Source organism: Comamonas sp. JNW (assembly GCF_003105075.1).
Classification (GTDB): Bacteria; Pseudomonadota; Gammaproteobacteria; order Burkholderiales; family Burkholderiaceae_C; genus Comamonas; species Comamonas squillarum.
In genome coordinates, this window is the sequence record NZ_QETI01000002.1 from 546,256 (window position 1) to 573,095 (window position 26,840).

At 63.8% G+C, this 26,840-nt stretch carries 20 protein-coding genes; 16 read left to right on the forward strand and 4 right to left on the reverse strand.

Translation table 11 applies throughout. The annotated features are described in order from the left end of the window. Positions 1 to 29: 29 nt before the first annotated feature. The 7 genes from DCO45_RS05515 to DCO45_RS05545 all read left to right on the forward strand — a co-directional run bounded on the left by DCO45_RS05515 (position 30) and on the right by DCO45_RS05545 (position 8,378). A complete protein-coding gene (locus DCO45_RS05515; RefSeq protein WP_116924856.1) occupies positions 30 to 1,622 on the forward strand; it encodes an ABC transporter ATP-binding protein in 1,593 nt (530 codons plus the stop codon). Continuing rightward, positions 1,615 to 2,697 carry an ABC transporter permease gene (locus tag DCO45_RS05520; RefSeq protein ID WP_021027744.1) on the forward strand — a complete coding sequence of 361 codons (1,083 nt, stop codon included), beginning with the start codon at positions 1,615 to 1,617 and terminating at the stop codon, positions 2,695 to 2,697. The genes DCO45_RS05515 and DCO45_RS05520 overlap by 8 nt, the downstream gene beginning before the upstream one ends. Continuing rightward, positions 2,697 to 3,617, forward strand: a complete 921-nt coding sequence (locus DCO45_RS05525; protein ID WP_116924857.1) for an ABC transporter permease — start codon at positions 2,697 to 2,699, stop codon at positions 3,615 to 3,617. Before DCO45_RS05520 ends, DCO45_RS05525 begins: the two co-directional genes overlap by 1 nt. A 78-nt stretch (positions 3,618 to 3,695) precedes the next feature. Then, positions 3,696 to 4,844, forward strand: coding sequence for a BMP family ABC transporter substrate-binding protein (locus tag DCO45_RS05530; protein WP_116924858.1), 1,149 nt, complete (start codon positions 3,696 to 3,698; stop codon positions 4,842 to 4,844). A gap of 201 nt (positions 4,845 to 5,045) precedes the next feature. Next, entirely contained in the window at positions 5,046 to 6,194 is a 1,149-nt protein-coding gene (locus DCO45_RS05535; protein ID WP_116924859.1) for a BMP family ABC transporter substrate-binding protein, read from the forward strand. Between the two features lie 149 nt (positions 6,195 to 6,343). After that, positions 6,344 to 7,333 carry an aromatic ring-hydroxylating dioxygenase subunit alpha gene (locus tag DCO45_RS05540; protein WP_116924860.1) on the forward strand — a complete coding sequence of 330 codons (990 nt, stop codon included), beginning with the start codon at positions 6,344 to 6,346 and terminating at the stop codon, positions 7,331 to 7,333. Between the two features lies 1 nt (position 7,334). Beyond that, positions 7,335 to 8,378, forward strand: coding sequence for an adenosine deaminase (locus DCO45_RS05545; protein ID WP_116924861.1), 1,044 nt, complete (start codon positions 7,335 to 7,337; stop codon positions 8,376 to 8,378). 65 nt (positions 8,379 to 8,443) lie between these two features. Here DCO45_RS05545 and DCO45_RS05550 read toward each other — a convergent pair whose 3' ends face one another. Then, positions 8,444 to 8,914, reverse strand: a complete 471-nt coding sequence (locus DCO45_RS05550) for an HIT family protein (RefSeq protein WP_116924937.1) — start codon at positions 8,912 to 8,914, stop codon at positions 8,444 to 8,446. Between the two features lie 285 nt (positions 8,915 to 9,199). Here DCO45_RS05550 and guaD point away from each other — a divergent pair, with 285 nt between their 5' ends. From guaD to DCO45_RS05570, 4 genes are all read left to right on the forward strand, one after another. Next, a complete protein-coding gene (gene guaD, locus DCO45_RS05555) occupies positions 9,200 to 10,501 on the forward strand; it encodes a guanine deaminase (RefSeq protein ID WP_116924862.1) in 1,302 nt (433 codons plus the stop codon). 104 nt (positions 10,502 to 10,605) lie between these two features. Beyond that, positions 10,606 to 11,172 carry a dCTP deaminase gene (gene dcd / locus DCO45_RS05560; protein WP_021027736.1) on the forward strand — a complete coding sequence of 189 codons (567 nt, stop codon included), beginning with the start codon at positions 10,606 to 10,608 and terminating at the stop codon, positions 11,170 to 11,172. A gap of 223 nt (positions 11,173 to 11,395) precedes the next feature. Beyond that, entirely contained in the window at positions 11,396 to 12,274 is an 879-nt protein-coding gene (locus DCO45_RS05565) for a neutral zinc metallopeptidase (RefSeq protein WP_116924863.1), read from the forward strand. A gap of 185 nt (positions 12,275 to 12,459) precedes the next feature. Beyond that, a complete protein-coding gene (locus DCO45_RS05570) occupies positions 12,460 to 13,911 on the forward strand; it encodes a DEAD/DEAH box helicase (RefSeq protein WP_116924864.1) in 1,452 nt (483 codons plus the stop codon). Between the two features lie 60 nt (positions 13,912 to 13,971). Here DCO45_RS05570 and DCO45_RS05575 read toward each other — a convergent pair whose 3' ends face one another. Then, a complete protein-coding gene (locus tag DCO45_RS05575; RefSeq protein WP_116924865.1) occupies positions 13,972 to 14,814 on the reverse strand; it encodes a symmetrical bis(5'-nucleosyl)-tetraphosphatase in 843 nt (280 codons plus the stop codon). A gap of 26 nt (positions 14,815 to 14,840) precedes the next feature. On the opposite strand from DCO45_RS05575, the gene DCO45_RS05580 reads away from it, so the two are divergent. The 5 genes from DCO45_RS05580 (at position 14,841) to DCO45_RS05600 (ending at position 24,292) form a co-directional block, all read left to right on the forward strand. After that, positions 14,841 to 16,148: a hemolysin family protein gene (locus DCO45_RS05580; RefSeq protein WP_279324801.1), complete on the forward strand. Its 1,308-nt coding sequence runs from the start codon at positions 14,841 to 14,843 to the stop codon at positions 16,146 to 16,148. A gap of 121 nt (positions 16,149 to 16,269) precedes the next feature. Next, complete coding sequence (locus DCO45_RS05585; protein ID WP_021027731.1) at positions 16,270 to 16,557, forward strand: H-NS histone family protein; 288 nt, start codon at positions 16,270 to 16,272, stop codon at positions 16,555 to 16,557. A 486-nt stretch (positions 16,558 to 17,043) separates the two neighbouring features. Beyond that, the gene (locus DCO45_RS05590; RefSeq protein ID WP_116924866.1) at positions 17,044 to 19,968 is read left to right on the forward strand and encodes an aconitate hydratase; all 2,925 of its coding nucleotides are present in this window, start codon (positions 17,044 to 17,046) and stop codon (positions 19,966 to 19,968) included. Between the two features lie 157 nt (positions 19,969 to 20,125). Next, the gene (locus DCO45_RS05595) at positions 20,126 to 22,984 is read left to right on the forward strand and encodes a bifunctional diguanylate cyclase/phosphodiesterase (protein ID WP_243419252.1); all 2,859 of its coding nucleotides are present in this window, start codon (positions 20,126 to 20,128) and stop codon (positions 22,982 to 22,984) included. A 99-nt stretch (positions 22,985 to 23,083) separates the two neighbouring features. Further along, the gene (locus DCO45_RS05600) at positions 23,084 to 24,292 is read left to right on the forward strand and encodes an FAD-dependent monooxygenase (protein ID WP_116924868.1); all 1,209 of its coding nucleotides are present in this window, start codon (positions 23,084 to 23,086) and stop codon (positions 24,290 to 24,292) included. 46 nt (positions 24,293 to 24,338) lie between these two features. On the opposite strand, the gene DCO45_RS05605 is transcribed toward DCO45_RS05600, so the two are convergent. Further along, the gene (locus DCO45_RS05605) at positions 24,339 to 25,610 is read right to left on the reverse strand and encodes an MFS transporter (RefSeq protein ID WP_116924869.1); all 1,272 of its coding nucleotides are present in this window, start codon (positions 25,608 to 25,610) and stop codon (positions 24,339 to 24,341) included. 307 nt (positions 25,611 to 25,917) lie between these two features. After that, on the reverse strand, positions 25,918 to 26,778 hold the full coding sequence (kynA, locus tag DCO45_RS05610; protein WP_116924870.1) for a tryptophan 2,3-dioxygenase: 861 nt from the start codon (positions 26,776 to 26,778) through the stop codon (positions 25,918 to 25,920). Positions 26,779 to 26,840: the final 62 nt, after the last annotated feature.

The window sequence follows — 26,840 nt, forward strand, 5'->3', positions numbered from 1 at the left end:
GGTAACAATTTGAGGGACAATTGCCGCCCATGAAAGAACAGACCCCGACACCGACGACCGATGGCGCGGCCGCGCCCCGGTTACAGCTGATCGGCATCACCAAGCGCTACCCAGCGGTTGTAGCCAATAACAAAGTAGCGTTGACTGTACGCGCCGGGGAAATCCACGCCGTGCTAGGCGAGAACGGCGCGGGCAAGTCCACGTTGATGAAGATCATCTACGGCTCGGTCAAACCCGATGAGGGACAGATCCTGGTCGACGGCCAGCCAGTGCAGATCCGCAACCCCCAGGAGGCACGCCAGCTGGGCATCAGCATGGTGTTCCAGCATTTCAGCCTGTTTGACACCTTGACGGTGGCCGAGAACGTCTGGCTGGGTCAGAACAAGCGGATGTCGCTCGCGGAAGTGACCGCCCGCATCACCGAGGTGGCCAGCGAGTATGGCCTGGACATCGATCCGCAGCGGCCGGTGCACAGCCTGTCGGTGGGCGAGATGCAGCGGGTGGAGATCATCCGCGGCCTGCTCACCCGCCCCCGCGTGCTGATCCTCGATGAGCCGACCTCGGTGCTCACGCCCCAGGCGGTGGAAAAGCTGTTTGTCGTGCTGCGCAAGCTGGCCGCCGAGGGCTGCAGCATTCTCTATATCAGCCACAAGCTCCATGAAATCCGCGCGCTGTGCACCGCCTGCACGGTGCTGCGTGGTGGCGAGGTGACCGGCGAGTGCGACCCGCGTGAGCAAAGCAATGCCTCGCTGTCGCGCATGATGATTGGCGCCGAGCCGCCGATGCTCAAGCTGCGCCCCAGCCAGGCAGGGGCCACGGTGCTGAGCGTGCAGCAGCTGCGCCTGGCCAAGCAGGACCCGTTTGGTGTGGACCTGGATGGCATTTCGCTGCAGGTGCGGGCCGGCGAGGTGGTGGGGATTGCCGGTGTCTCGGGCAATGGCCAAAAGGAGCTGCTCTATGCGCTCTCGGGCGAAGACATGCGCGCCGAGCCGCAGGCCGTGCTGATGGATGCCACGCCGATGGGGCGCATGGGTCCGGGCCAGCGCCGCGCGCTGGGCCTGCATTTTGTGCCCGAAGAACGCCTGGGGCGGGGCGCCGTGCCCAGCATGAGCCTGGCGCACAACCTGGTGTTGACGCGCAACGAGATGCTGGGCGCCGGCGGCTGGCTGCGCATGGGCCAGCTCGACCAGATGGCGCGGGGCATCATCGCGCGCTTTGGTGTCAAGGCTGGTGGCCCGCAGGCCAGTGCGCAGTCGCTCTCGGGCGGCAACCTGCAAAAGTTCATCGTGGGCCGGGAAATCGATGCCCAGCCCCGCCTGCTGATCGTCTCGCAGCCCACCTGGGGGGTGGATGTGGGCGCGGCAGCGCAGATCCGCGGCGAGATCCTGGCGCTACGCGATGCGGGCTGCGCCGTGCTGGTGCTCAGTGAGGAGTTGGAAGAATTGTTTGAAATCAGTGATCGCCTGCATGTGATTGCCAAGGGCCGCCTGTCGCCATCGGTGGCGCGGGCCGATGCCTCGGTGCAGTTGATCGGCGAATGGATGAGTGGCCTCTGGGAAGGCCGCAATGCCGCCCCGGCTGCCGCTGCTGCCGCTCTCGCCGAGGAGGGCCGCCATGCTTAAGCTAGAGCAACGCCCCCAGGCCTCGCGCTTTTGGACTTTTGGCTCGCCGGTGCTGGCCTTGCTGATCACCGTGCTGATAGGCGTGGGCCTGTTTGTGCTGCTGGGCAAGGACCCGGTCAAGGGCCTGCAGGCCTTTTTCTGGGAGCCGATCAAGTCTGGCTACGCGCTGGGCGAGCTGACGATGAAGGCCACGCCGCTGCTGCTGATTGCACTGGGCCTGGCCGTCTGCTTTCGCTCCAATGTCTGGAACATTGGTGCCGAGGGCCAGTTTGTCATTGGCGCCGTGGCCGCGGGCGGTATGGCCTTGCTGGCTGACAAGAATACCGGGCCCTGGATCGTGCCCGTCATCCTGCTGGCTGGCATGCTCGGCGGCATGGTCTGGGCCGGCATCGTGGCCTGGCTGCGCGACCGCTTCAATGCCAACGAGATCCTCGTCAGCCTGATGCTGGTCTATGTCGCCACGCTGGTGCTGGGCTACCTGGTCTACGGGCCCTGGAAAGACCCGATGGGCTACAACTTTCCGCAGACCAAGAGCTTCGAGAAAATCACGCAAATCCCCAAACTGGTGCAAGGCATGCGCATGAACATCGGCGTGCTGATTGCGCTGGCCGGTGCTGCGCTGCTGTGGGTCTACCTGTTCCGCACCCGCGCCGGGCTGGCCCAGCAGGTGGGGGGCCTGGCGCCCTCGGCGGCCCGCTATGCCGGCTTTTCGTCGCGCAAGGCCTTGTGGACGGCGCTGATGATCTCGGGCGCCACTGCCGGCCTGGCCGGCGCACTGGAAGTGGCCGGCCCCCTGGGCCAGCTCACCCCCTATGTGCCCGCCGGCTATGGCTTTGCGGCCATCATCGTCGCCTTTGTCGGTCGCCTGCACCCGGTGGGCATGGTTTTCTCCGCGATTCTTATGAGCATGTTCTATATCGGCGGAGAGCTGGCGCAGTCGCGCCTGGGCCTGCCCAAGGCCCTGACCGGCGTCTTCCAGGGGCTGCTGCTGTTCACCTTGCTGGCTTGCGACACCTTGGTGGTCTACCGCCTGCGTTGGGTGGCATCGCGCGCCGCAGTGAAAGGAGGCCTGTGATGGAATCCTATGCACTGCTGTTGGGCGCCACGCTGAGCGCTGGCACCGTGTTGGCGCTCGCCGCACTGGGCCTGCTGATCAACGAGAAGGCCGGCATCGTCAACCTGGGCGCCGAGGGCATGATGCTGTGCGCAGCGATTGCCGGTTTTGCCACCGTCGTCCACACCGGCAGCACCTGGCTGGGCTTTGGTGCGGGCATGCTCGCTGGCGCCGTGCTGGCCGCCATCTTTGGGGTGCTGGTGATCTGGCTCAACACCAACCAGTACGCCACGGGCCTGGCACTGTCGCTGTTTGGCGCCGGTTTCTCGGCTTTTGTCGGCCTGTCCTACGTGCAGGCCAAGCTGCCCAGCCTGCCCAAGTACGCGATTCCGGGCCTGGCCGATATCCCGCTCTTGGGCCCGGCGCTCTTTAGCTTGCACCCGCTGGTATATGGCGCCATGGCGCTGGTGCTGGTGATGATGTGGTTCCTCTACCGCACGCGCGCAGGCCTCGTGCTGCGCGCCGTCGGTGAATCGCCCACATCTGCCCATGCGCTGGGCTACCCGGTGCGCCGCATCCGCCTGATGGCGGTGGTGTTCGGTGGCGCGATGTGTGGCCTGGCCGGTGCCTATATCTCGACCGTCTACACGCCGCTGTGGGTGGAGGGCATGGTCTCGGGCCGGGGCTGGATTGCGCTGGCGCTGACCACCTTTGCCACCTGGCGCCCCGCGCGGGTGCTGCTGGGCGCCTACCTGTTTGGCGGTGTGACCATGCTGCAGTTCCACCTGCAGGCCAGCGGCGTGCAGCTGGCCAGCCAGCTGCTGTCGATGCTGCCTTACCTGGCCACCATCGTGGTGCTGGTGCTGATCTCGCGCAATCCAACCTGGATTCGCGCCAATATGCCGGCCTCGTTGGGCAAGCCTTTCTATCCCGGGTCATAAGCGCGTGTCAGCACGCGCCCATCACAATAACAGCGGCCCGCTTTTCGTCCGTTCTTTATAAAAACCAAGGATTCATCCATGCAAACCATGCGCAAGCGCTCCGTGATCAAGTTGATCGGCCTGTCGGCCCTGTCGTTGGCGACCCTGGCCGCCTGCGGCAAGAAGGAAGAGCCCGCCGCCCCGGCAGCTCCTGCGCCGGCTGCCGCCGCCCCTGCTGCCGACAAGCTCAAGGTCAGCTTCATGTATGTGAGCCCGATTGGCGACGGCGGCTGGACCTTCCAGCACGAGCTGGCACGCAAGGCGATTGCACAGAAGTTTGGCGACAAGATCGAGACCTCGATGGTCGAGAGCGTGCCCGAGTCGGCCGATGCCGAGCGCGTGCTGCGCGACATGGCAGGCCAGGGCAACAAGCTCATTTTTGCGACCAGCTTTGGCTACCAGGAATTTGTGCAAAAGGCCGCTGCCGACCTCAAGGATGTGAAGTTCGAGCACGCCACCGGCTACAAGCAGGCCGACAACGTGGCGGTCTACGACACCAAGACCTTTGAAGGCGCCTACCTCGCCGGTATCGTGGCCGGCTCGATGACCAAGACCAAGACCGTCGGTGTGGTCGCCTCGGTGCCGATTCCGGAAGTGGTGCGCAACATCAACAGCTTTGTGCTGGGCGCGCAAAGTGTGGACCCCAGCATCCAGGCCAAGGTGGTCTGGGTGAACGAATGGTTTGCACCGCCCAAGGAGTCGGAAGCGGCCACCAGCCTGATCAACGGCGGCGTGGATGTGATGTACCAGAACACCAACTCGCCCGCCGTCCTCAAGACCGCCGAAGAGCGCGGCGTCTACGCCTTTGGCAAGGACGGCGACATGAGCGCTTTTGCACCCAAGGCCCACCTGGGCTCGGCCGTGATCGACTGGACGCCTTACTACAGCAAGGTGGTCGAAGACACCTTGGCCGGCCAATGGCAGTCGGGCAACTTCTGGTGGGGTGTGAAGGAAGGTGCGATGGACCTGGTCAAGATTGCCGACCAGGTGCCCCAGGACGCCAAGGACAAGGTCGAAAAGGCCAAGCAAGGCATGAAGGACGGCAGCTTCGCCGTCTGGACCGGCCCGATCGTGGACAACAAGGGCCAGGAAGTGCTGGCCAGCGGCACGGTGGGCGATGATGCCTTCCTGCGCGGCATCAACTTCTATGTCAAGGGCATCGAAGGCGCAGTGCCCGGCGCCAAGTAAGCCGGCTGCAGCGCCAGGTCGGGACTTGGGCGCCCGGCCGGGCCTGCTGGCAAACAAACAACAGTGCCGCGCGGCGGGCCGGGCGTCACTTGGAACCTGGCCCGATTTATGCATATATTGGCCGGGCGATGTTCTACCCGCTGCAGGCCGGCATGGTGGCTTGTAGAGCTCGGCATTCCAACAACATTCGAGGACACACAGATGACTGATTTCCATAAGCGTTCGCTGATCAAGGTGGCCGCGCTCTCCGCGCTGGTCGCTGCCGCCGTCGTGGGTTGCAGCAAGAAGGAAGAGGCGCCAGCGCCTGCACCCGCTGCTGCCCCGGCAGCCGCAGCCCCTGCGGCCGATCCGCTGAAGATCGCCTTTGCCTACGTGGGCCCGGTGGGCGACGGCGGCTGGACCTTTGCACATGACCAGGCGCGCAAGGCGCTGGAGAAGGAATTTGGCGACAAGATCCAGACCAGCTTTGTCGAAAGCGTGCCCGAAGGCGCGGACGCCGAGCGCGTGCTGCGTGACACGGCCACCCAGGGCAACAAGCTGGTGTTTGGCACCACCTTTGGCTATATGGACGTGATCCAGAAGCTGGCGCCCGAGTTTGCCGATGTGAAATGGGAACACGCCACCGGCTACAAGGTGGCCGGCAATGTCAGCACCTATGACAGCCGCACCTACGAAGGCGCGTACCTCGCCGGTATCATCGCCGGCTCGATGACCAAGTCCAACACCTTGGGCGTGGTGGGCTCGGTGCCGATCCCCGAGGTGATCCGCAACATCAACAGCTTCACCCTGGGCGCGCAAAGCGTCAACCCCAAGATCAGCACCAAGGTGGTCTGGGTCAATGAATGGTTCAGCCCTCCGAAGGAAACCGAAGCGGCCACCAGCCTGATCAATGGCGGCGCGGACATTCTGTTCCAGAACACCGACTCGCCGGCCGTGCTCAAGACCGCTGAAGAAAAGGGCAAGCGCGCCTTTGGCTGGGATTCGGACATGACCGCCTACGGCCCCAAGGCCCACCTGGGCTCGGCCATCATCAACTGGGCGCCATACTACATCGACACCACCCGCAGCGCGCTGGAAGGCAAGTGGACCAGCCGCCAGACCTGGTGGGGCGTGAAGGAAGGCACCATTGATCTGGTGTCCATGGCTGACGATGTGCCGGCCGAGACCAAGGCCAAGGTCGAAGAAGTCAAGAAGGGCCTCAAGGACGGTACGTTCAGCATCTGGAAGGGCCCCATCCTGGGCCAGGACGGCAAGGAGATCCTGGCAGCCGACAAGGTCGCCGACGACGAGTTCCTCAAGGGCATCAGCTTCTACATCAAGGGCGTGGAAGGCCAGGTTCCTGGCAAGTGATGCGCGGGCGCTGCGCCGGTGCTCGACGCCCGGCGTTCGATGTCCGTTCTAAACGTGAGTGGCAGCGGTGCTTTTGGCTCCGATGCTAACATTGCGACCAAAGGCTGCCCCAGGGCAGCCTTGTCATTTATACCAAGAGATTTCCCCCGATGATCGAAGCCCAACAATGGCACCCGGTTGCCTTGTCTGATGTGGTGGTGGATGCCCCGCTGCCGGTGCGCCTGCTGGACCAGGAGCTGGTGCTGTGGCGCGATGCGCTAGGCCAGGTGCAGGCCTTTGTCGACCGCTGCCCGCACCGCGGTGCCCGCCTGTCGCTGGGCCGCGTGCAGGATGGCCAGCTGGAGTGCCCCTACCACGGCTGGCAGTTTGCCAGCGGCGGCCAGTGTGTGAAGGTGCCGGCCGTGCCCGCCTTTGTGCCGCCCGCCAAGCACTGCGTGGCCTCCTATGGCGTGCAGGAGGCCAATGGCCTGGTGTGGGTGCAGCTGGCGCCGGCGGCAGAAGGCCAGGCGCCCGTGCCTCTGCCGGTGTTCGAGGCCGAAGCCGATGAGCGCCTGCGCAAGCTCAACTGCGGCCCTTATGATGTGGAGGCCAGCGCCCCGCGCATCATCGAGAACTTTCTCGATATGTCGCACTTTGGCTTTGTGCACGAGGGCTGGCTGGGCAGCCGCGATGCAACCGAGATGTCCCACTACGAGGTCGAAGCCACCGAGCGGGGCGTGAAGGCCACCGGCTGCAAGGCGATCCAGCCCCAGTCGAACCTGCACTCCACCAAGCCGGCTGAAGTGGACTACAGCTACGAGGTGACCGCCCCCTACACCGCCTTGCTGACCAAGGTGCCCGAGAGCGGATCGAGCAAGCAGGGCTGGCGCGAGGCGATTGGCCTATTTGTCTGCCCGGTCACGCCCGAGCGCAGCCGCGTCTGGTTCCGCCTGGCCGTGGCGGATTTCGACAGCTCGGACGAGCAACTGCAGCAGTTTCAGCATACGATCTTTACCCAGGATCAGCCCGTGCTGGAGTCGCAGATGCCCAAGCCGCTGCCGCTCGATGCCAAGGCAGAGCTGAACTCACCGGCCGACCGCATGTCGGTGGCCTACCGCCGCTACCTCAAGGCCAGTGGCGTCACTTTTGGAGTGTGTTGAGATGTACACCGTCCCCCAGATCGAAGCGGCCCGCCTGCCGGGCCTGCTGCGTGCCATGCCCAAGGCCGAGCTGCATATGCACATCGAAGGCTCGCTCGAGCCCGAGCTGATCTTTGCGCTGGCCCAGCGCAATGGCGTGGTCTTGCCCTATGCCGATGTCGAGAGCCTGCGCGCCGCTTACGCCTTTACCAACCTGCAGAGCTTTCTCGATATCTACTACGCAGGCGCCAGTGTCTTGCTGACCGAGCAGGACTTCTACGACATGGCCATGGCCTACCTGGAGCGCGCCGTGGCCGACAATGTCGTGCACACCGAGATCTTCTTTGACCCGCAAACGCACACCGCCCGTGGCGTGGCGATGGCGAGCGTCATCCAGGGCCTGCACAAGGCCTGCGTGGATGCGGAAAAGCGCTGGGGCATCAGCGCGCAGTTGATTCTGAATTTTCTGCGCCACCTGAGCGAAGAAGAAGCGCTGCAGACCCTGGATGAGGCCTTGCCTTACCGCGCCTATTTCAGCGGGGTGGGTCTGGACAGCAGCGAGGTCGGCAACCCACCGGAGAAATTTGCCCGCGTGTTTACGCGCTGCAAGGATCTGGGCCTGCGCCGCGTGGCCCATGCCGGCGAGGAAGGGCCACCGGCCTACATCTGGGGCGCGCTGGATATGCTGCATGCCGAGCGCGTGGACCATGGCGTGCAAGCGGTGCACGATGCCGCGCTGATGCAGCGGCTCAAGGACGAACGCATTCCCCTGACCGTCTGCCCGCTGTCCAACCAGAAGCTGCAGGTGTTCCCCGACCTGGCCGACCACAATATGCCGCAGCTGCTGGCTGCGGGCCTGGTGGCCACGGTCAACTCGGACGACCCGGCCTATTTTGGCGGCTATATCAATGAGAACTTTGTACAGCTGTTTGCCACCACCGGCATGGGCTCGGACGAGGCCTACCAACTGGCGGCCAACAGCTTTGAAGCCAGCTTTGTGCCGCAGACGCGCAAGCAGGCCTGGCTGGGCCAGCTGCAGATGGCCTTTGCCGAGGCAGCCCGTTGAACTGAAACGCTAAAGCAAACAGGGCGCCGCGAGGCGCCCTGTTTGCTGGCAGGTGAGCGGCGACGTTAAGCGGCGGCTGCTGCGGGCACCGACTCCGACAGCATGGCATTGCGCAGCTGCAGCGCATAGCCTTCGAGCACCGCGCCGCCAGGCTCCTTGCGCGGCCAGCTGAAGCTCACGCCGTCGTCGGCATGGCGCGGCACGACATGCAGGTGGAAGTGCGCGACGGTCTGACCGCCTTCGACGCCATTGGCCTGCAGCAACGTGAGGCCTGCGGGCTCGAAAGCGATCTTGGCGGCCAGTGCCACCTTGCGCGCCGTCTGCATCACCGCAGCCGATTCTTCGTCGGTGATCTCGAAAATATTGGCTGCGTGGCGCTTGGTTGCGACCAGCACATGGCCGGGGTTGACCTGGCCCAGGTCCATGAAGGCGATCGTCAGCGCATCTTCATACACCTTGGCCGAAGGGATTTCTCCTTGCACCAGTCGGCAGAAAATGCAGACACCGGCAGGGGACGGATCAACAAAATGCGGCATGGGCCAAGCCTCCTCCTTGGGCTTTGGCAGCGGCTGCTGTCTGTGCAGTGCCACTACCAGTGGATTTAACCAACAGGTAAAACAAACACTATAGACCGCAGATATGACCCGCGTATACATCTGAGCCTGGGGTTTTCCCTGGTTAACCATCGCGCTGCTGTCAGCCTACAGCCCGAGTTGCAGCGCGGTCAGCAGCCGGCACTGCCGACAGCGCTGCTGCGGCGCATAGAAACTATTGCCAGGTCCATATAACGGCAGACCTTGGCAGACGCTAAGCTTGGCAGCATGCATATTTACCGATCCGCCCTGTTGCGCTTTGCCGATGACGGCCAGGCGCTGTATGAAGAAGATGGCCTGCTGGCCGTGGCCCCGGGCCCCGATGGCCGCGAGCGTGTGCTGGCCGCAGGCAGTTGGCAGGCGCTGTCGGCCCAGCTGCTGGCCCAGGCGGGGGCCGATGCCGTGGTCGAGCAACTGCCCGGCCGCATCATCGCGCCGGGTTTTGTCGACATGCACATCCACTACCCGCAGACCGATGTGATCGGCTCGCCCGCCAGCGGCCTCCTGCCCTGGCTCAATGACTACACCTTTCCCCATGAGTCGCGCTTTGTCGATGCCGCCTACGCGGCAGAAGTGGCGCAATTCTTTGTCGATGAGCTGCTGCGCAATGGCGTGACCACGGCGCTGACCTTTGCAACCTCGCACCCGGCATCGGCCGATGCGCTGTTTGCCCAGGCGCACAAGCGCCAGATGCGGCTGATCACCGGCAAGGTGCTGCAGGACCGCCATTCGCCCGACGGCGTGCGCGATGAGACCGAGCAAAGCCTGGTCGACACCGAAGCGCTGATCCGCCGCTGGCATGGCGTGGACCGCCTGGGATACGCGATCACTCCGCGCTTTGCGCCCACCAGCAGCGAGGCCCAACTGCGCGGCGCCGGCGAGCTGGCAGCGCGCTACAGCGATGTCTGGATCCAGTCGCATGTGGCTGAAAACCTCGACGAGATTGCCTGGGTGCGCGAGCTGTTTCCGGACAGCCGCAGCTACCTGCAGGTCTATGCCGACCGGGGGCTGATGCGTGAGCGTGCCGTCTATGCCCATTGCATCCACCTCGATGCACGTGACCGCGCGCTGATGCACGAAACCCGCACCGCCGCAGCGGTGAGCCCTACCAGCAACCTTTTTTTGGCCAGCGGCTTTTTTGACTATGCCCAGGCCGACGCCGCGCAGATGTTGTACGGCCTGGCCAGCGATGTGGGCGGCGGCACGAGTTTTAGCCCGTTTCGCACCATGCTGGCGGCCTACTTTGTCGGTCGCGAGGGGCGCGACAAGCAGGGCCTGTCGCTCGCGCCCAGCCATCTGTGGTGGCAGCACACGGCCGGTGCGGCGCAGGCGCTGGGCCTGGCTGGGGTGGTCGGCAACCTGCAGCCGGGTTGCGAAGCCGACTTTGTCGTGCTCAACCCGCAGGCCACGCTGCTGATCGCCCGCAAGACGGCGCAGGCCCGCAATCTGGAGGAGCTGCTGTTCAGCCTCATCGTGCTGGGCGATGACCGCCTGATCGAGCGCAGCCGGATTGCGCAGAAGCAGGGCTGATCCTGGTGCAGCGGTAGTGCAGGGGCAGGCCTCGGGGCGGCTGCAGATGCCGCCCGCCGGGGCAATGCCTTTCGCTACAATGCCGCCTAGGAGTTATTTCAGACATGAGCATTCAAAGCGACAAGTGGATTCGCCGCATGGCGGAACAGCACGGCATGATCGAGCCCTTCGAGCCCGGTCAGGTGCGCCAGGTGGATGGCAAGAAAATCATCAGCTATGGCACCTCCAGCTACGGCTACGACATCCGCTGCGCCCGCGAATTCAAGGTGTTCACCAACATCCACAGCACCGTGGTCGATCCCAAGAACTTCGATGAAAAAAGCTTTGTCGATTTTGAAGGCGACTACTGCATCATTCCGCCCAACAGCTTTGCGTTGGCCCGCACCGTCGAGTACTTCCGCATTCCGCGCGATGTGCTGACCGTCTGCCTGGGCAAGAGCACCTATGCGCGCTGCGGCATCATCGTCAATGTGACGCCGTTCGAGCCTGAGTGGGAAGGCTATGTAACCCTCGAGTTCTCCAACACCACGCCGCTGCCGGCCAAGATCTATGCGGGCGAGGGCTGCGCGCAGGTGCTGTTCCTGCGCGGTGATGAGCCCTGCGAGGTGAGCTACAAGGACCGCAATGGCAAGTACCAGGGCCAGCATGGCGTCACCTTGCCAAAGGCCTGACAACGCGCCATCTTGCCCTGCAGCCACTCCCGTTTTGGAGTGGCTTTTTTACGGGGCCTGTTTACAGTGGCCCAGGTCTTTGCAAATTTTCTTCAATGGGGGCGCTGCGGGCCCATTTTCTGCGCGCTCGGGAGCCGGTCTTACGCGCTGGGCCACCGCAAATGCGCTACTGTAGACGGATCAATAACAGAGGCAGTGCCAGGGCACTGCAAGGAGAGCGACCATGAAATGGGAAGGCAACCGCGAATCGAGCAATGTGGAAGACCGCCGCGGCAGTGGTGGCGGGGGCGGCGGAGGCTTTGGCCTGGGCGGGCGCAGCATCGGCATTGGCACCGTGGTGCTGGCGCTGATTGGCTGGGGGGTGTTTGGCATCAACCCGCTCACCACCATCGGCGTGCTCTCGGGGGGGGGCTCGCCCGCGCCCACGCAGCAAGGCCCGGCCAAGGCGCCACCGGCCAATGACCAGGGGGCCAAGTTTGTCTCCACCGTGCTGGCCTCGACCGAAGATGTCTGGAGCGATATCTTCACCAAGGGTGGCGCCCAGTACCGCGCGCCGCGCCTGGTGCTGTTCACCGGCGTCACGCGCACCGCCTGCGGCACCGGCCAGTCGGCGATGGGCCCGTTCTACTGCCCCGGTGACCAGAAGGTGTACCTGGACATGGATTTCTTCAACACCATGAGCCGCCAGCTGGGCGCGCCCGGTGAGTTTGCGCGCGCATATGTGGTTGCGCACGAGGTGGGCCACCATGTACAGAACCTGCTGGGTATCTCGGGCAAGGTCGATGCGATGCGCGGCCGCATCAGCGAGCGCGAGCAAAATGCGCTGTCGGTGCGGCTGGAGCTGCAGGCCGACTGCTATGCCGGCATCTGGGCCAACCATTCCCAGCAGGCCAAGAGCTGGCTGGAGCAGGGCGACATTGAATCGGCCGTGAATGCCGCTCAGCAGATCGGTGATGACAAGCTGCAGCGCGAAGCCACCGGCACCGTGCGCCCCGACAGCTTCACCCACGGCTCCAGCGCCCAGCGCGTGCGCTGGTTCACGCAGGGCTACAAGACCGGCAGCGTCCAGTCTTGCGATACCTTCCAGGCCGGCAGCCTGTGATGCACTTGGCCCCGGCCGCTAAAAATCGGGCTGGGCCGATCCGCTGCGGCCTTCCGCTGCAGGCTGGCGGCGCCCGTTTCTACGCTGGCCAGCCAGGATTTTCAGGGGCCGCGTGCGAATCCGTAAGGCAAGACAGGGTTAAGCTAAGCGCCGATTTGTCTGCAGTGCGACAATAGGGGGCTTACATGACAAATTCTTTCTCCAACCTTCATCTGGCCGAGCCCCTGGCCAAAGCCATCTCCGAGATGGGCTACGCATCCATGACTCCCATTCAGGCACAGGCCATCCCTGTGGTGCTGACTGGGAAAGACGTCATGGGTGCTGCACAAACTGGCACGGGCAAGACAGCTGCTTTCTCATTGCCGCTGCTCCAGCGGATGATGGTGCACGAAAACAGCTCGGCATCGCCCGCGCGCCATCCGGTGCGTGCGCTGGTGCTGCTGCCGACGCGTGAACTGGCCGACCAGGTCGCCCAGCAGATTGCCCAGTTCGCCAAACACACCAAGCTGCGCAGCACCGTGGTGTTTGGCGGCATGGACATGAAACCGCAAACCCTGGAGCTTAAAAAGGGTGTGGAAATCCTGGTGGCGACCCCCGGTCGCCTGCTGGACCACATCGAGGCCAAGAACGCGGTGCTCAACCAGGTGGAGTACGTGGTGCTGGACGAGGCCGACCGCATGCTCGACATTGGTTTTCTGCCCGATCTGCAGCGCATCCTGTCCTTCCTGCCCAAAAAGCGCATCACCTTGCTGTTCTCGGCCACGTTCTCGCCCGAGATCAAGCGCCTGGCCGGCAGCTACCTGCAAGACCCGGTCACGATCGAGGTTGCACGCCCCAACGAAACCGCGTCCACCGTCGAGCAGCGCTTCTACGCTGCCTCTGACGATGACAAGCGCCGTGTGCTGACCAAGGTGCTGCGCGAGCGCAAGATCCGCCAGGCCTTTGTGTTCGTCAACAGCAAGCTGGGTTGCTCGCGCCTGGCGCGTACGCTGGAGCGTGAGGGCCTGCGTGCCGCAGCGCTGCACGGCGACAAGAGCCAGGATGAACGCCTCAAGGCGCTCGAAGCCTTCAAGCAAGGCGAAGTCGATCTGCTCGTCTGCACCGATGTGGCCGCCCGTGGTCTGGACATCAAGGATGTGCCCGCCGTCTTCAACTTTGATGTGCCCTTCAATGCCGAAGACTATGTGCACCGCATTGGCCGCACCGGCCGTGCTGGCGCATCCGGTCTGGCCGTCACGCTGGTCTCCCATGCCGATGCCCGCCATGTGTCGGACATCGAGAAGCTGATCAAGAAGAAGATCGACGTCGAGAACTTTGCGCTGGACGAGCAGCCCCAGCGCGAGCGATTCAACGATGGCAACCGCGAACGCCGTGAGCGTGAAGCTGGCCGTGAGCGCGACAGCTCGCGCAGCCGCGACCGCCGCGCGCCGCGCGAGGACGACGCGCAGGACCGCCGTGAGCGCTACCGCCCGGCACCCGTCTCGCGTGATCCGTTCTTTGACAAGCCGTACGAGCCCAAGGCCGCTGAGCCCGCTGCCTGGGATGCGAACGCCAAGCCGGCGCCAGCACGTGGCCCCGGCATCAAGCCACGCCGCAAGGTCGCTGCGCTGTTCAAGCCTTCGCCAGCATCTGAATAATCTCGGTAACGACGATGGACCAAGGCCTCAGCTAACCGCTGAGGCCTTTTTTTGTCGCGCTCATCCCGGCTGCTGGGCCTGCTCGCAATCGACATGGATCAGCTCGCGCTCGGCCAGCGTATTGCCAAAGCGCACCGCGCTCAGGCAGCCACCCCAGACGCAGCCGGTATCGAGCGCCAGCAGATGGGGGCGCTGCAGATCGCCCAGGGTGGACCAGTGGCCAAAGGCAATGGTGGTGTTGGCAGTGGCGCGCCCGGGCAGGTCAAACCAGGCGGTCAGACCTTCGGGGGCATCGGCCAGGCTCTCGGTACTGTCAAAGTCCAGGCTGCCATCGGCATGGCAAAAGCGCATGCGCGTGAGCACGTTGGTGATCATGCGCAGACGCTCCATGCCCGTGAGCTCCGGATCCCATTGCGCAGGGATATTGCCGTACATGGCTTGCAAGAAGCTGGTCAGCTCTTCGCTGCGCAGCACCGCTTCCACCTCGGCCGCATAACGCAGCGTGTCGGCAGCATTCCAGCTGCGGTGCACGCCGGCATGCACCATCAGCAGTTTTTCACCCGCCACTGTGTGCGTACGCGCCAGCGGCTGCTGGCGCAGCCATGCCAAGAGCTGTGCGGCATCGGGTGCCTGCAGCACTTCCAGCAAGGTGTCGCGCCGGGAGAACTTGCGCCGGCCATGGGCAGCCGCCAGCAGGTGCAGGTCATGGTTGCCCAGAAGCGCCTGGATGCTGCCGTCCGCGTCTATGCAGCGGCGCAGGGTCTGGGCCGATTCGGGGCCCCGGTTGACCAGGTCGCCCAGCAGATAGACCGTGTCGCGGCTGGGGGAGAAGTCGATTTTGGCCAACAGACGGCCCAAAGCGCTATCGCAGCCTTGGATATCGCCGATACAGTAAAGTGACATGCTTGTTGAACTACCTGTGAACTATTTTGTTTGACGTACTCTTGATCGCGCTTTTGACCTTGCTCAACGGGGTCTTTGCCATGTCCGAGCTGGCGCTGGCCAGCAGCCGCAAGTCCCGTTTGCTGGCCATGGCCGAAAGTGGCGACAAGGGCGCCAAGGCGGCGCTGGATTTGCTGAGCAATCCTACCCAATTTCTGTCCTCGATTCAGGTGGGTATTACCTCGATCGGCATGCTCAACGGCATTTTTGGTGAAGCGGCCTTCAGCGACGGGCTGGCGCAATCGCTGATCACCTGGGGCATGCCGGCCTCGTTTGCGTCGGTGGTGGCCACCACCACGGTGATCATTGTCATTACCTTCATGACCATTGTGTTTGGCGAGCTGGTGCCCAAGCGCATTGGACAGATGTACCCCGAGGCGTCGTCGCGCCTCATTGCGCTGCCGCTCACCTGGGTGTCGCGCATCGCCAAGCCTTTTGTCTGGCTGCTGGCCATTTCTGCACAAGGCGTGCTGCGCCTTCTGCGCATCAAGGATGAATCGGACCGCGCGGTGACCGAAGAGGAAATCGTCGCCAGCCTCGATGAAGGGCGAGACGCTGGCGTGATCGAGCACCACGAACACCAGATGGTGCAGAACGTGTTCCATCTGGATGACCGCCCCCTGATCTCGATGATGGTGCCCCGGGGCGATGTGGAATGGCTCGATGCCAATCTGACCGTGGCCGAGGCCTTGCATGCGGTGCGGGCCTCCAGTGGCAAGGGGGCGCATTCCTGGTATCCCGTCTGCCGCGAATCGCTGGACAACGTGGTGGGCCTGGTCAGCGTGGCACACCTGCTCGACGTCGTCGATACGCACAACACCGCGATTGCGAAGGTGGCCTTGGCGGCCAGCTACGTGCCCGAAACGCTCAGCGGCTTTGAACTGCTCGAGCAGTTCCGCGCGCGCGCGGGCCGCATGATTTTTGTTGTCGATGAATACGGGGTCGTGCAAGGCATCATCACGCCGCGTGACTTGCTCGAAGCGATTACCGGCGAGCTTAAACCCGGGGCCGCCAGCGAAGCCTGGGCGGTACAGAACGACGATGGCTCCTGGTACCTTGATGGCCTGATGCCGGTATCCGAATTGAAGGCGCGTTTGGAAATCAAGGAGTTGCCCGATGAGGACAAGGGCCGCTATAACACCTTGGCTGGCATGCTGATGGCCGAATCGGGCCATCTGCCGCCGTTGGGTGAAAAGATTTATTGCGCGGGTTGGGTATTTGAGGTGCTGGCGCTGGAAGGCAAGCGCGTCGACAAGGTAATCGCCAGGCTGGACGTGATGGCACTCGATTACTGAAAGTTACAGGTAGGGGGATCCAGGTTTACCATTCCTTTAAATAGAAAAATGTGTGGACTTACTCGGTTATTGCATTTTTAGGTATACTGCAAACGTTAACCGAATTGAATGGATATTAAACATGCCTACTTTGAAGGAAATCGATGCCCAACTGGCAGCACTGCAACAACAACGTGAAGAAGTTCGTCGCAACGAACTGAAGACCGCTGTCGACCAGGTGCGCAAGCTTGTGGCAGATTACGGCTTGACCGAACAGGATGTATTCCCTCCTGCACGTGGCCGCTCGGCTTCCGCAGGCTCTAAAGTCGCTCCCAAGTACCGCGACCCAGCAACGGGCGCTACCTGGACGGGCCGTGGCAAGGCGCCAAAGTGGATTGAAGGCCAGGATCGTGAAAAGTTCGCGATTTAAGTGGGGCGTCCTTCAAAGAAAAAACCTGCTTCGGCAGGTTTTTTTCGTTGCGGGGTCGACTTGTAGGGCAGCTTTATAAAAATTCCTACATCTCTTCTTCATTTCTCCTATTTTTGTAGGAGTGGATTGTTGCTAACTATCCGTTCAGCGATCCATCATATCTGAGCGATGCTAAATGTATGCAATTGCTCATAGTGCCTTGCTATAATTGTATTTGCTAATCTATAGGCTTATTCATTTTTTTTACGATTTTGTAGATTTTATGGAGCCCTGGCAGCGGATTGGCAGTTTGTGGAGTGGGTCGCATTTCGATGCCCATGGTGTCCGGTATGGATGGTTAATGGGAATGCGCAAATCGCATTGCGATCACTCCTGCGATTGCACCTGGGATTGCAGGGCTTAGCCTTTGGATGACATATGCAGGACCAGGCCCGGGAGTAGACTGTTTGCAGCGTTCCGTCTAATACGTGTAAAACAGGAGTCACGATGAAATCAGGTGATCATGAGGCAGCGCAACACGCCTTCGCCTCGACCCTCCAAGCCCTCTCGATCCCTTCGTCCAAGAAGTCTGGCAAAGGTGGCAAGGCCAAGTTCTATTCGCTGCCCGAGCTGAGCAAACAATTCCCCAATATCCAGCGCCTACCGATGTCCCTGCGCATTGTGCTGGAGTCGGTCTTGCGCAACTGCGATGGCCAGCGCGTGCTGCCCGAGCATGTGGAGCAGCTGGCCAACTGGAAGCCGCAGGCCGAACGCACCGAAGAGATTCCCTTTGTCGTGGCACGCGTGGTGCTGCAGGATTTCACCGGCGTGCCGCTGCTCGCCGACCTGGCTGCGATGCGCAGCACGGCCGAGCGCATGGGCAAGAACGCCAGCGCCATCGAGCCGCTGGTGCCTGTCGATCTGGTGGTGGACCACTCGATCATGGTCGATTACTACGGCAGCAAGAACGCGCTGGACCTGAACATGAAGCTGGAGTTCGAGCGCAACAACGAGCGCTACCAGTTCATGAAATGGGGCATGCAGGCCTTTGACACCTTTGGCGTGGTGCCGCCGGGCTTTGGCATCGTGCACCAGGTCAATCTGGAATACCTCGCGCGCGGCGTGCACCAGGACAAGCACCATGTCTACTACCCCGACTCGCTGGTGGGCACTGACAGCCACACGACGATGATCAATGGTGTGGGCGTGGTGGCCTGGGGCGTGGGCGGTATCGAGGCCGAGGCGGCGATGCTGGGCCAGCCGGTCTACTTCCTCACGCCCGATGTGGTGGGCTTTGAGCTCTCGGGCAGCCTGCGCGAAGGCGTGACCGCCACCGACCTGGTGCTGACCGTCACCGAGCTGCTGCGCCGTGAAAAGGTCGTGGGCAAGTTTGTCGAGTTCTTTGGCGAGGGCACGCGCAGCCTGTCGGTGCCTGACCGCGCCACCATCGGCAACATGGCGCCCGAGTATGGCGCCACGATGGGCTTCTTCCCGGTCGATGACAAGACCATGGACTACTTTGAAGGTACGGGCCGCAGCAAGGCCGAGATTGCCGCCTTTGAAGCCTACTTCAAAGCCCAGGGCCTGTATGGCGTGCCCCGGGCGGGAGACATTGATTACTCCCAGGTCGTGCGGCTGGACCTGGGCACGGTGGCGCCCAGCCTGGCGGGCCCCAAGCGGCCTCAGGACCGTATCGAGATCGGCCAGGTGGCTGCCAAGTTTGACATGCTGTTCAGCGCGCCGGGGGCCCAAAACGGCTTCAACCTGCCTGCAGACCAGCTTGCCCGGCCCGTCAAGGTGCGCATCAATGGCGCGGGCGAGACGGCCGAGCCGTCCACCAAGCCCTTGCCGGCCGGCTCGCCGCGCAATGCCGAGGAGATGGTCGCCAACAAGCCCGCGGTGGTGGATGAAGAAGCCAGCCTGGATGCGGCCGATGCCCATGCCGAGCGCATCGAAGGGCGCGATGTTGACCTGCACAACGGCGATGTGCTGATTGCCGCCATCACCAGCTGCACCAACACCTCCAACCCCAGCGTGATGCTGGCCGCGGGCTTGCTGGCCAAGAAGGCCGTCAAGGCTGGCCTGCGTGTGCAGTCGCACATCAAGACATCGCTGGCCCCTGGCTCGCGCCTGGTGACCTTGTACTTGACCGAGTCGGGTCTGCTGCCCTATCTGGAGCAACTGGGCTTCAATATCGCCGGTTATGGCTGCACCACCTGCATCGGCAATGCCGGCGATCTGCTGCCGGAATTCAACAGCGCCATCCAGCACCATGACCTGGTCTGTGCGGCCGTGCTGTCGGGCAACCGCAACTTCGAGGCGCGCATCCACCCCAATATCCGCGCCAACTTCCTGGCCAGTCCGCCGCTGGTGGTGGCCTATGCGATTGCCGGCAATGTGCGCAAGGACCTGATGACCGAGCCGGTGGGCCAGGGCAAGAATGGCCGCGACGTCTACCTGGGCGATATCTGGCCGACGACCGACGAGGTGCAGAAGCTGATGAAATTTGCGATGAACGGCAAGGCTTTCCGCGCCAACTACGAAAAGGTCAGCAGCGAGCCGGGCAAACTCTGGGAAAAGATCAAGGGCGTGACCGGCGCCACCTATACCTGGCCGCAGAGCACCTATATTGCCGAGCCCCCCTTTTTCAAGGACTTCTCGCTGGCAGCGCCCGAGCCGCGTGCCGATCAGCGCGACAATGCGGTGCGCAAGGCCAGAGTGATGGCTTTATTTGGTGATTCGATTACCACTGACCATATCTCGCCCGCTGGATCGATCAAGGACAGCTCGCCCGCCGGCCAATGGCTGCTGGCCAACGGCGTCAAGAAGAGCGAGTTCAACAGCTATGGATCGCGCCGCGGTAACCATGAGGTGATGATGCGCGGCACCTTCGCCAATGTGCGCATCAAGAACCTGATGCTGGCGGCCAAGCCGGACGGCTCGCGCGAAGAGGGTGGCCTGACGCTCTACCAAAATCCGGGCGACGAACAAGGCAGCAAGCTCTTCATTTACGATGCCGCCATGCGCTATATGGCAGCGGGCACGCCCACTGTGGTGTTTGCCGGCGAGGAATACGGCACGGGCTCGAGCCGCGACTGGGCGGCCAAGGGCACCCAGTTGCTGGGTATCAAGGCAGTGGTGGCGCGCAGTTTCGAGCGCATCCACCGCGCCAATCTGGTGGGTATGGGCGTGCTACCTCTGCAGTTCAAGCAAGGGGAAAGCTGGGAGAGTCTGAACCTGCGCGGCGACGAGCTGATCGACATCGTGCCCGACCCGTCGCTGGCGCCGCGCAGCAAGGCCAAACTGGTCATCCAGCGCGCCGATGGCAGCGTTACCGAAGCCGAGCTGGTGTTGCGTATTGACACGCCTATCGAGGTCGAATACTACAAGGACGGCGGTATACTGCCCTTCGTTTTACGCCAATTGCTGTAAGAGTTGACCTACACGCGACTGACACGGGCCTTGTTACGACGAGGCCCGTTTGCATTTGTTGACCGTTACTGGTCAAATAGATGGACGTTAGTTTACTTTTAATTACATTTAGCCAACTATGGCCCATCCCTACACCCCCTTGTCGCTAGGCAGGCGCATGCACGAGATCCACACGCGGATCATGTGGTGTCTGCTCGCTGGCGGGGTGCTGTTGGCGGGGCTGGTGTCTACCGATGCGCAGGGCGTGGGCTTTGCCCGGGCGCTGCAGACCTGGATACAGGTGCTGCTGCTGCTCGCAGCTCTTGCCACCTTGGGTTGGGGCGGGCGCCTGTTGCTGCAGGGCACGGTCGGCAGTGCGTTCATGGGCCGGCCGCTGTGGGTCTGCAGTGCCGTCGTGCTGGGCGGCTTTGCGGTGTTGCTGGCGCTGCCGCTGCGGCTGTCTGAACACGGCAGCCGGCCGGCCTTGTGGCTGGAGCTGGCGGTCAATATTTTGCTATCAATATGCCTATTGATAGTCTCCATAGATTTATTGTCTTCTGCGCGGCGCAATAGCCCGGGCGCCGTGCCCCGAGCCAGCCATTGGTTGCACCTGCAAAGCAATGGCGCGGTGCTCACGGCGCTGGCGCTCTTGGTGGCGGTCACGGCAGGGGTGGCGCAGGGCCTGGTCGATCTGGAAGGCATGCGCCGCTATGTCTTGCCGCTGGGCATGCTGGCCTGCTGCGCCTGGGCTGCGCTGCAGAGCCGCCATTTTGCGGGCCAGTCCGGCCGCTGGACGGTGTTGAGACTCGCGGCCGCCTTGGCCGTGGGCGCAGCAGCCATCTTGCTGGGCGCGGGCAGCCACTGGGCCATGCTGCTGGAGCAGGCGGCCTGGTGCTATGCGTTGTCGGTGCTGGCCCTGGTGCTGGTCATGGCCTCGCTGCGCCACAGCCTGGTGGGCTGGGCCTCGGCCCACCCTGCGCGCATGCAAGGTGAGGAGTGGCTGGAGCAGGCCCCCATTGGTGTCGTGCGGGTCGACGGCTCGGGCGCCATCGTCCATGCCAACCGCACCCAGCTCGACTGGCTGGGCGTGCCCAGCCTGGTGGACCAGCCCTGGACCGAAGCGCTGGCGCCGAGCCTGCGCAACCAGGCGCCCGATTGGCTCGCACGCTTGCGCGCTGGGCAGTCGCTCGCCTTTGAGCAAAGCATGGATACGCCCCAGGGCCTGCGCCACTTCCAGACCGATATCCTGGTCGCCCCGCAAGGGCGCGATGCGCATGCCTTCATGCTGCTCTCGCACGATGTGTCGATGCAAAAACTGATGGTCGGCCGCGTGCAGGAGCAGCAGTCGCAACTGGTGTCGCTGGTCAGTGCCATCCCGGACCTGGTCGTGCTCAAGGGGGCCGATGGGCGCTTTTTGCACTGCAACCAGGCCTTTGAGCGCCTGGTGGGCCTGGCACACGCGCAGATCATCGGCCGCACGACCTCGGACCTGGGCCTGCAAGGGCGCATGCCCTCCGATTGGGAGACTGATCTGCGTGCGCGCAATGCCAACACGCCGGTGGTCTATGAAGAGACCTTGCAGTTTGCCGACAATGGCTACCAGGGCCGTTTCGAGATCACCAAATCGGCCATCCGTGCTGCCAATGGCGAGGTCACCGGCCTGCTGTGCATCTGCCGCGATCTGGCCGAGCGCAGCCGCGCCCGCAAGGAAATCGAGCGCCTGGAGTTCTTCGATGTGCTCACTGGCCTGCCCAACCGCCGCATGCTGATGGACCGGCTCGAATGGTCGATCATCGCCTGCAAGCAGCGCGGCACCTATGCGGCGCTGCTGTTCATCGATCTGGACAATTTCAAGGACCTCAATGATTCGCTGGGCCACCAAAAGGGTGACCGGCTGCTGTGCGAAGTGGGCAAGCGCCTGATTGCCAGCGTGCGTAGCGGCGATGTGGTGGCGCGCTTTGGCGGTGACGAGTTTGTCGTGCTGGTCGAGAACCTGGGCGCCGAGCGCGTGCAGGCTGAAGCCCATGTGCGCTCGGTGGTCGAGCATGTGATCACCCGTTTCAAGCAGCCCTTTGTGCTCGACGGCCAGTCCCACCACAGCACGCCCAGCATTGGCGTGACCGTGTTTGGCGACCAAGAATCGCTGACGGTGCAGGAGCTGCTCAAGCGCGCCGACCTGGCGATGTACGAGGCGAAATCGGCCGGCCGCAACACGCAGCGCTTCTTTGATCCGCAGATGCAGGCCATCGTCAACGCGCGTGCCAATCTGGAAAGCGACCTGCGCCAGGCCATCCACGACGGCGAGCTGCAGGTTTACTACCAGCCGGTGATGAATGGCAGCGGCAGCCTGGTGGGCGCGGAAGCCTTGGTGCGCTGGCGCCACCCGGCGCGTGGCCTGGTCATGCCGATCGAGTTCATCGACCTGGCCGAGCAGACCGGGCTGATTGTGGATCTGGGCAACTTTGTGATGCGCACCGCCTGCGAGCAGCTGGCGCTGTGGGCCGCCAGCCCCTCCACCCAGGCGCTGACCATGTCGGTCAATGTGAGCCCCCGGCAGTTCCACCATCAGGGCTTTGTCGATGAGGTGCTGGGCATTGTCGCGCAGACGGGTGCCAACCCCGCACGCCTGAAGCTGGAGCTGACCGAGAACCTGCTGCTGGGCGATGTCAATGAAACCGTCAACCGCATGCGCCAGCTCAAGGAGCGCGGCGTGGGCTTCTCGCTCGATGACTTTGGCGTCGGCTACTCGTCGCTGTCCTACCTCAAGCGTCTGCCGCTCGACCAGCTGAAGATCGACCGCAGCTTTGTCAGCGATGTGCTGAGCGACGTCAGCGACGCGGTGATTGTGCGCACCATCCTGGCGCTGGCCCACAGCCTGGAGCTCGAAGTGGTGGCCGAAGGCGTGGAGAACTCCGAGCAGGTGGATTTCCTCGTCAGCAACGGCTGCAAGCGCTTCCAGGGCTTCCACTTTGGCCGCCCGGTGCCGATTGGCGAGTTCGAGCGCCTGCACGGCTTCGCCAGCTTCCGGCCGGCTTGAGCCCCACGGCCGATACAGTGTTGTGGGCTGCTGCAGCCAGGCACGGGGCAGTTGCGCTAGCGCACAAGGCAGGCCCTGCAATCTGGGCACAATGGCGGTATGCATGAACAGATTTTGATCGCCGGCGGCGGTATCGGCGGCCTGGCTGCTGCGCTGGCCGCCCTTCGCGCGGGCACCGAGGTGCGCCTGTTTGAGCGCGCTGCGCAGTTCAGCGAGGTGGGCGCCGGTGTGCAGCTGGGCCCCAACGTCGTGCGGCGCCTGCAGGCCTGGGGCCTGCAAAGGCCGCTGCAGGCGGTGGCAGCCTTTCCGCAGGCGCTGGTCTCGCGCAATGCCATCAGCGGCCAGGAGCTGGCCCGGCTGGACTTGGGTGCACACGCGGTGGCACGCTATGGCGCAGCCTATGCCACCATCCACCGCGCCGACCTGCACCAGCTGCTGCTCGATGCGGTGCGGCCCAGCGCCGATCTGCACCTCAACCTGGACAACGCCGTGGACTACCACGAGGACAACGGCCGCGTCGTCACCCTCACCACCAAGCAGGGCAAGCAGATCGAGGGCGATGCGCTGGTGGGGGCCGATGGCATCTGGAGCCGCACGCGGCTGCGCCTGCTCCATGATGCGCCCCCGCGCGTGACCGGCCACCTGGCCTACCGGGCGCTGGTACGCCAGAGCGATCTGCCGGCGGCCCTGCGCACCGACGTGGTCAGCGCCTGGATGGGGCCGCGCTTTCATGCAGTGCAGTACCCCGTGCGCGGCGGCGACATGCAGAACCTGGTCATCATTGTCGAGGGCGCCGCGCCCGATGACCTGGAGCACTGGGACCATGCCGGCAACGGCGCCGATCTGCTGCGGTGCCTGGCCGGTGCGCATCGCCAGTTGCTGGGGCTGGTGGAAGCGGTCAGTGCCACAGGCGCTGCCTGGCGCCTCTGGCCGCTGGCTGATCGCGCACCGATGACCGGCCCCCAGGAGATGGCGCAAGGCCTGGTCGCGCTGCTGGGCGATGCCGCCCACCCGATGCGGCCCTACCTGGCCCAGGGCGCCGGCATGGCGATTGAAGATGCAGCCGAGCTGCAGCGGGCCTTGACCATGCACGACCTGGAGATGCCACTGCGCCTGCGGCGCTATGCGCTCAATCGCTGGCAGCGCAATGCCCGGGTGCAGGCGCGGGCGATCCGCAATGGCGAGATTTTCCATGCACGCGGCCTGGTGGCCCTGGGGCGCGATACGGCGCTGCGCGCGCTGGGCGCCAAGCTGATGGATGTGCCCTGGCTGTACCGGGGCGATGGTTCATCGGCCTCGGTGCTGTAGTGCGGGCTTGCCAAGCCGCGCAAACCGCGCAAGTCCCGATGGGGCCTTAACTGCGCGCCGACGCCTGCTGCGCCAGCAGCGGCGACTGCGGCAAAAAGCGGAAGGCCAGGCAGCCGAGCATCAGCATGCCCGCGACAAACAGCATCACATACTGGTAGATCTCGCCGCCGTGCTGCTGCGCGTACGACGCGACGATGCCCGAGAGCCACTGCATCAGCGCCACACCCAGGAACATCGCCATCGTGTAGACCGACAGCGCGCGGCCGGTGGTCTCCTTGGGGTAGGAGGAGCGCACATCGGCGTACTGCAGCACCGAGTAGCCCGAGGCCAGGCCCATGAACATGATCAGCGCCACGGTGGCCGCCGCATGGTGCACAAAGGCCAGCGCGCAGAAGGTGCAGGCCATCACCGCCGCCCCGGCGATGATGCGGCGCCGGCGCCGGGCCGGGCCCGGATCGAGCCGGCCAAAGACCGAGGGCGTGAACAGCGAGATCATCGAGACGATCAGGGCCACGTTGCCAGTCGCCACCAGCGAGAAGCCATAGCGGTCGATCAGCATGGGGCTGAGCCAGAGCCCGCGCACCGTCAGAAACGAGGCATAGCCCACCATACCCATGATGGCGATCGCCCAGGTGTGCGGCACCAGCAGCAGGCCGCCAAAACCCTTGACGGCGGTGAGCCAGCTGGGCTTGGGCAGGTCATCGCTGGGCAGGTGCGGCTCGTGCACGCGCAAAAAGATCGCTATCCAGGACAGCGCGCAGAGCACCGCCAGCAGGCCAAAGCCCCAGCGCCAGCCGTAGTGCTGCACCAGCCAGGCCAGCGGCGTGCCGGTAAACAGCAGGCCCAGGCCGCCCACGCCCATGCCGACGCCGGACATGAACGCAAAGCGGTCGCTCGGGAAATGGCGCGCAATGAACATCGTGCAGGCCAAAAACGCCGGCGAGCAGCCAATGCCGATCAGCAGCTGGCCCAGCATCAGCCCGTGGTAGCTGGGCGCAAGCGCCGAGATCAGCGAGCCGGCAATGGCCAGCGGGAAGGCGGTGAGCACGGTCTTGCGCAGGCCATACAGGTCCATGCCCACGCCCATGAACAGCTGCGTGACGCCAAACGACAGGCCGAACAGCCCGGCAAAGGCGCCCAGCGACTCGGCCGACAGCCCGAAATCGGTGCGCAGCCCATCGGCAATGATGGAGGTGACGGTGCGGAAGGCCTGGCTCAGCGAGAAGGCCGACAGCAAGGTCAGCAGCATGGCCCAGAGCAGGGTGGACGAGGGTGCCGCGGGGCGCCCGGTGGGGGAGGGTGTAGGTGGAACCGGCATGGCTGAGAGTGAGCGAAACAAGCCAGGGCCAGAAGGTGCCGGTCCTATTGGAGTCGCTAACATAACCCTTGATACGCCGCTCTCAAGCCTTGCCGTACGTTTGTACTGTCTGCGGCTTGATGCCTCGTCTCAACCGCTAACCTTCGGTTTGCTGGGTGATGTAAGCGCCTCTTAATATGCGCCATTGGCCAGCAGGGGGCTGGCGCGGCTTGTTATATGCGCCTGTCACTATAGAGGACTCTGGCCGGCTCTGCACGGCGCGGTGTCACTTGGGGCAACCCTGGGTGGACTGGCGGGCCGCCGTGCCTCAGAGGTGGGTGCGCAGCGTCCAGATCTCGGGGAAGAGCACGACGTCGAGCATTTTCTTCAAGTAACTCACGCCGCCGGTGCCGCCGGTGCCGCGCTTGAAGCCGATCACGCGCTCGACGGTGGTCAGGTGGCGGAAGCGCCAGAGCCGGAAGGCATCCTCGATATCGGTCAGCTTCTCGCCCAGCTGGTACAGATCCCAGTACTTGTGCGGATCGCGGTAGACGGTGATCCAGGCCTGCTGGACCCCTTCGCTCTCGGCGTAGGGCTGGGTCCAGTCGCGCTGCAGCGCCTCGGCCGGCACGGCAATGCCTTCGCGGGCCAGCAGCTGCAGCGCAATGTCGTAGAGCGAGGGCGACTCGTAAGCCGCCTGCACCTGGGCCAGCAGGTCTGCCCGGTGTGCATGGGGCTTGAGCATGGTGGCGTTCTTGTTGCCCAGCGAGAACTCGATGCTGCGGTACTGCGCGCTTTGGAAGCCGCTGGAGTTGGCCAGGTAGGGGCGCATGGCCGTGTACTCGGGCGGGGTCATTGTCGAGAGCACGGTCCAGGCATTGACCAGCTGCTCCATGATGCGCGAGACGCGCGCGAGCATCTTGAAGGCCTCGGGCTTGGTATTGTCTGCCGGATTGGCCATGGCCTGCATGGCGGCGCGCAGCTCATGGAGCATCAGCTTCATCCACAGCTCGCTGGTCTGGTGCTGCACGATGAACAGCATCTCGTCGTGCGCGGGCGACAGCGGGTGCTGGGCGTTGAGGATCTCGTCCAGGTGCAGGTAGTCGCCATAGCTCATGTCTTTGCTGAAATCGAGCTGGGCGCGCTCTTCATGCACAATGGATTCGGGCTTGCTGGGGGTGTCTCGCATGGTGTGTGGGGCAGTGCAAGCGGCGTCAATTGCAGCGCAAGAATGGCACTGCACAACCGGGC

Excerpts from the sequence above, each read along its gene's own strand:
- DCO45_RS05515 (WP_116924856.1), top strand. The coding sequence starts at position 30 with ATGAAAGAACAGACCCCGACACCGACGACCGATGGCGCGGCCGCGCCC.
- DCO45_RS05520 (WP_021027744.1), top strand. The coding sequence starts at position 1,615 with ATGCTTAAGCTAGAGCAACGCCCCCAGGCCTCGCGCTTTTGGACTTTT.
- DCO45_RS05525 (WP_116924857.1), top strand. The coding sequence starts at position 2,697 with ATGGAATCCTATGCACTGCTGTTGGGCGCCACGCTGAGCGCTGGCACC.
- DCO45_RS05530 (WP_116924858.1), top strand. The coding sequence starts at position 3,696 with ATGCAAACCATGCGCAAGCGCTCCGTGATCAAGTTGATCGGCCTGTCG.
- DCO45_RS05535 (WP_116924859.1), top strand. The coding sequence starts at position 5,046 with ATGACTGATTTCCATAAGCGTTCGCTGATCAAGGTGGCCGCGCTCTCC.
- DCO45_RS05540 (WP_116924860.1), top strand. The coding sequence starts at position 6,344 with ATGATCGAAGCCCAACAATGGCACCCGGTTGCCTTGTCTGATGTGGTG.
- DCO45_RS05545 (WP_116924861.1), top strand. The coding sequence starts at position 7,335 with ATGTACACCGTCCCCCAGATCGAAGCGGCCCGCCTGCCGGGCCTGCTG.
- DCO45_RS05550 (WP_116924937.1), bottom strand. The coding sequence starts at position 8,914 with ATGCCGCATTTTGTTGATCCGTCCCCTGCCGGTGTCTGCATTTTCTGC.
- guaD (WP_116924862.1), top strand. The coding sequence starts at position 9,200 with ATGCATATTTACCGATCCGCCCTGTTGCGCTTTGCCGATGACGGCCAG.
- dcd (WP_021027736.1), top strand. The coding sequence starts at position 10,606 with ATGAGCATTCAAAGCGACAAGTGGATTCGCCGCATGGCGGAACAGCAC.
- DCO45_RS05565 (WP_116924863.1), top strand. The coding sequence starts at position 11,396 with ATGAAATGGGAAGGCAACCGCGAATCGAGCAATGTGGAAGACCGCCGC.
- DCO45_RS05570 (WP_116924864.1), top strand. The coding sequence starts at position 12,460 with ATGACAAATTCTTTCTCCAACCTTCATCTGGCCGAGCCCCTGGCCAAA.
- DCO45_RS05575 (WP_116924865.1), bottom strand. The coding sequence starts at position 14,814 with ATGTCACTTTACTGTATCGGCGATATCCAAGGCTGCGATAGCGCTTTG.
- DCO45_RS05585 (WP_021027731.1), top strand. The coding sequence starts at position 16,270 with ATGCCTACTTTGAAGGAAATCGATGCCCAACTGGCAGCACTGCAACAA.
- DCO45_RS05590 (WP_116924866.1), top strand. The coding sequence starts at position 17,044 with ATGAAATCAGGTGATCATGAGGCAGCGCAACACGCCTTCGCCTCGACC.
- DCO45_RS05595 (WP_243419252.1), top strand. The coding sequence starts at position 20,126 with ATGCACGAGATCCACACGCGGATCATGTGGTGTCTGCTCGCTGGCGGG.
- DCO45_RS05600 (WP_116924868.1), top strand. The coding sequence starts at position 23,084 with ATGCATGAACAGATTTTGATCGCCGGCGGCGGTATCGGCGGCCTGGCT.
- DCO45_RS05605 (WP_116924869.1), bottom strand. The coding sequence starts at position 25,610 with ATGCCGGTTCCACCTACACCCTCCCCCACCGGGCGCCCCGCGGCACCC.
- kynA (WP_116924870.1), bottom strand. The coding sequence starts at position 26,778 with ATGCGAGACACCCCCAGCAAGCCCGAATCCATTGTGCATGAAGAGCGC.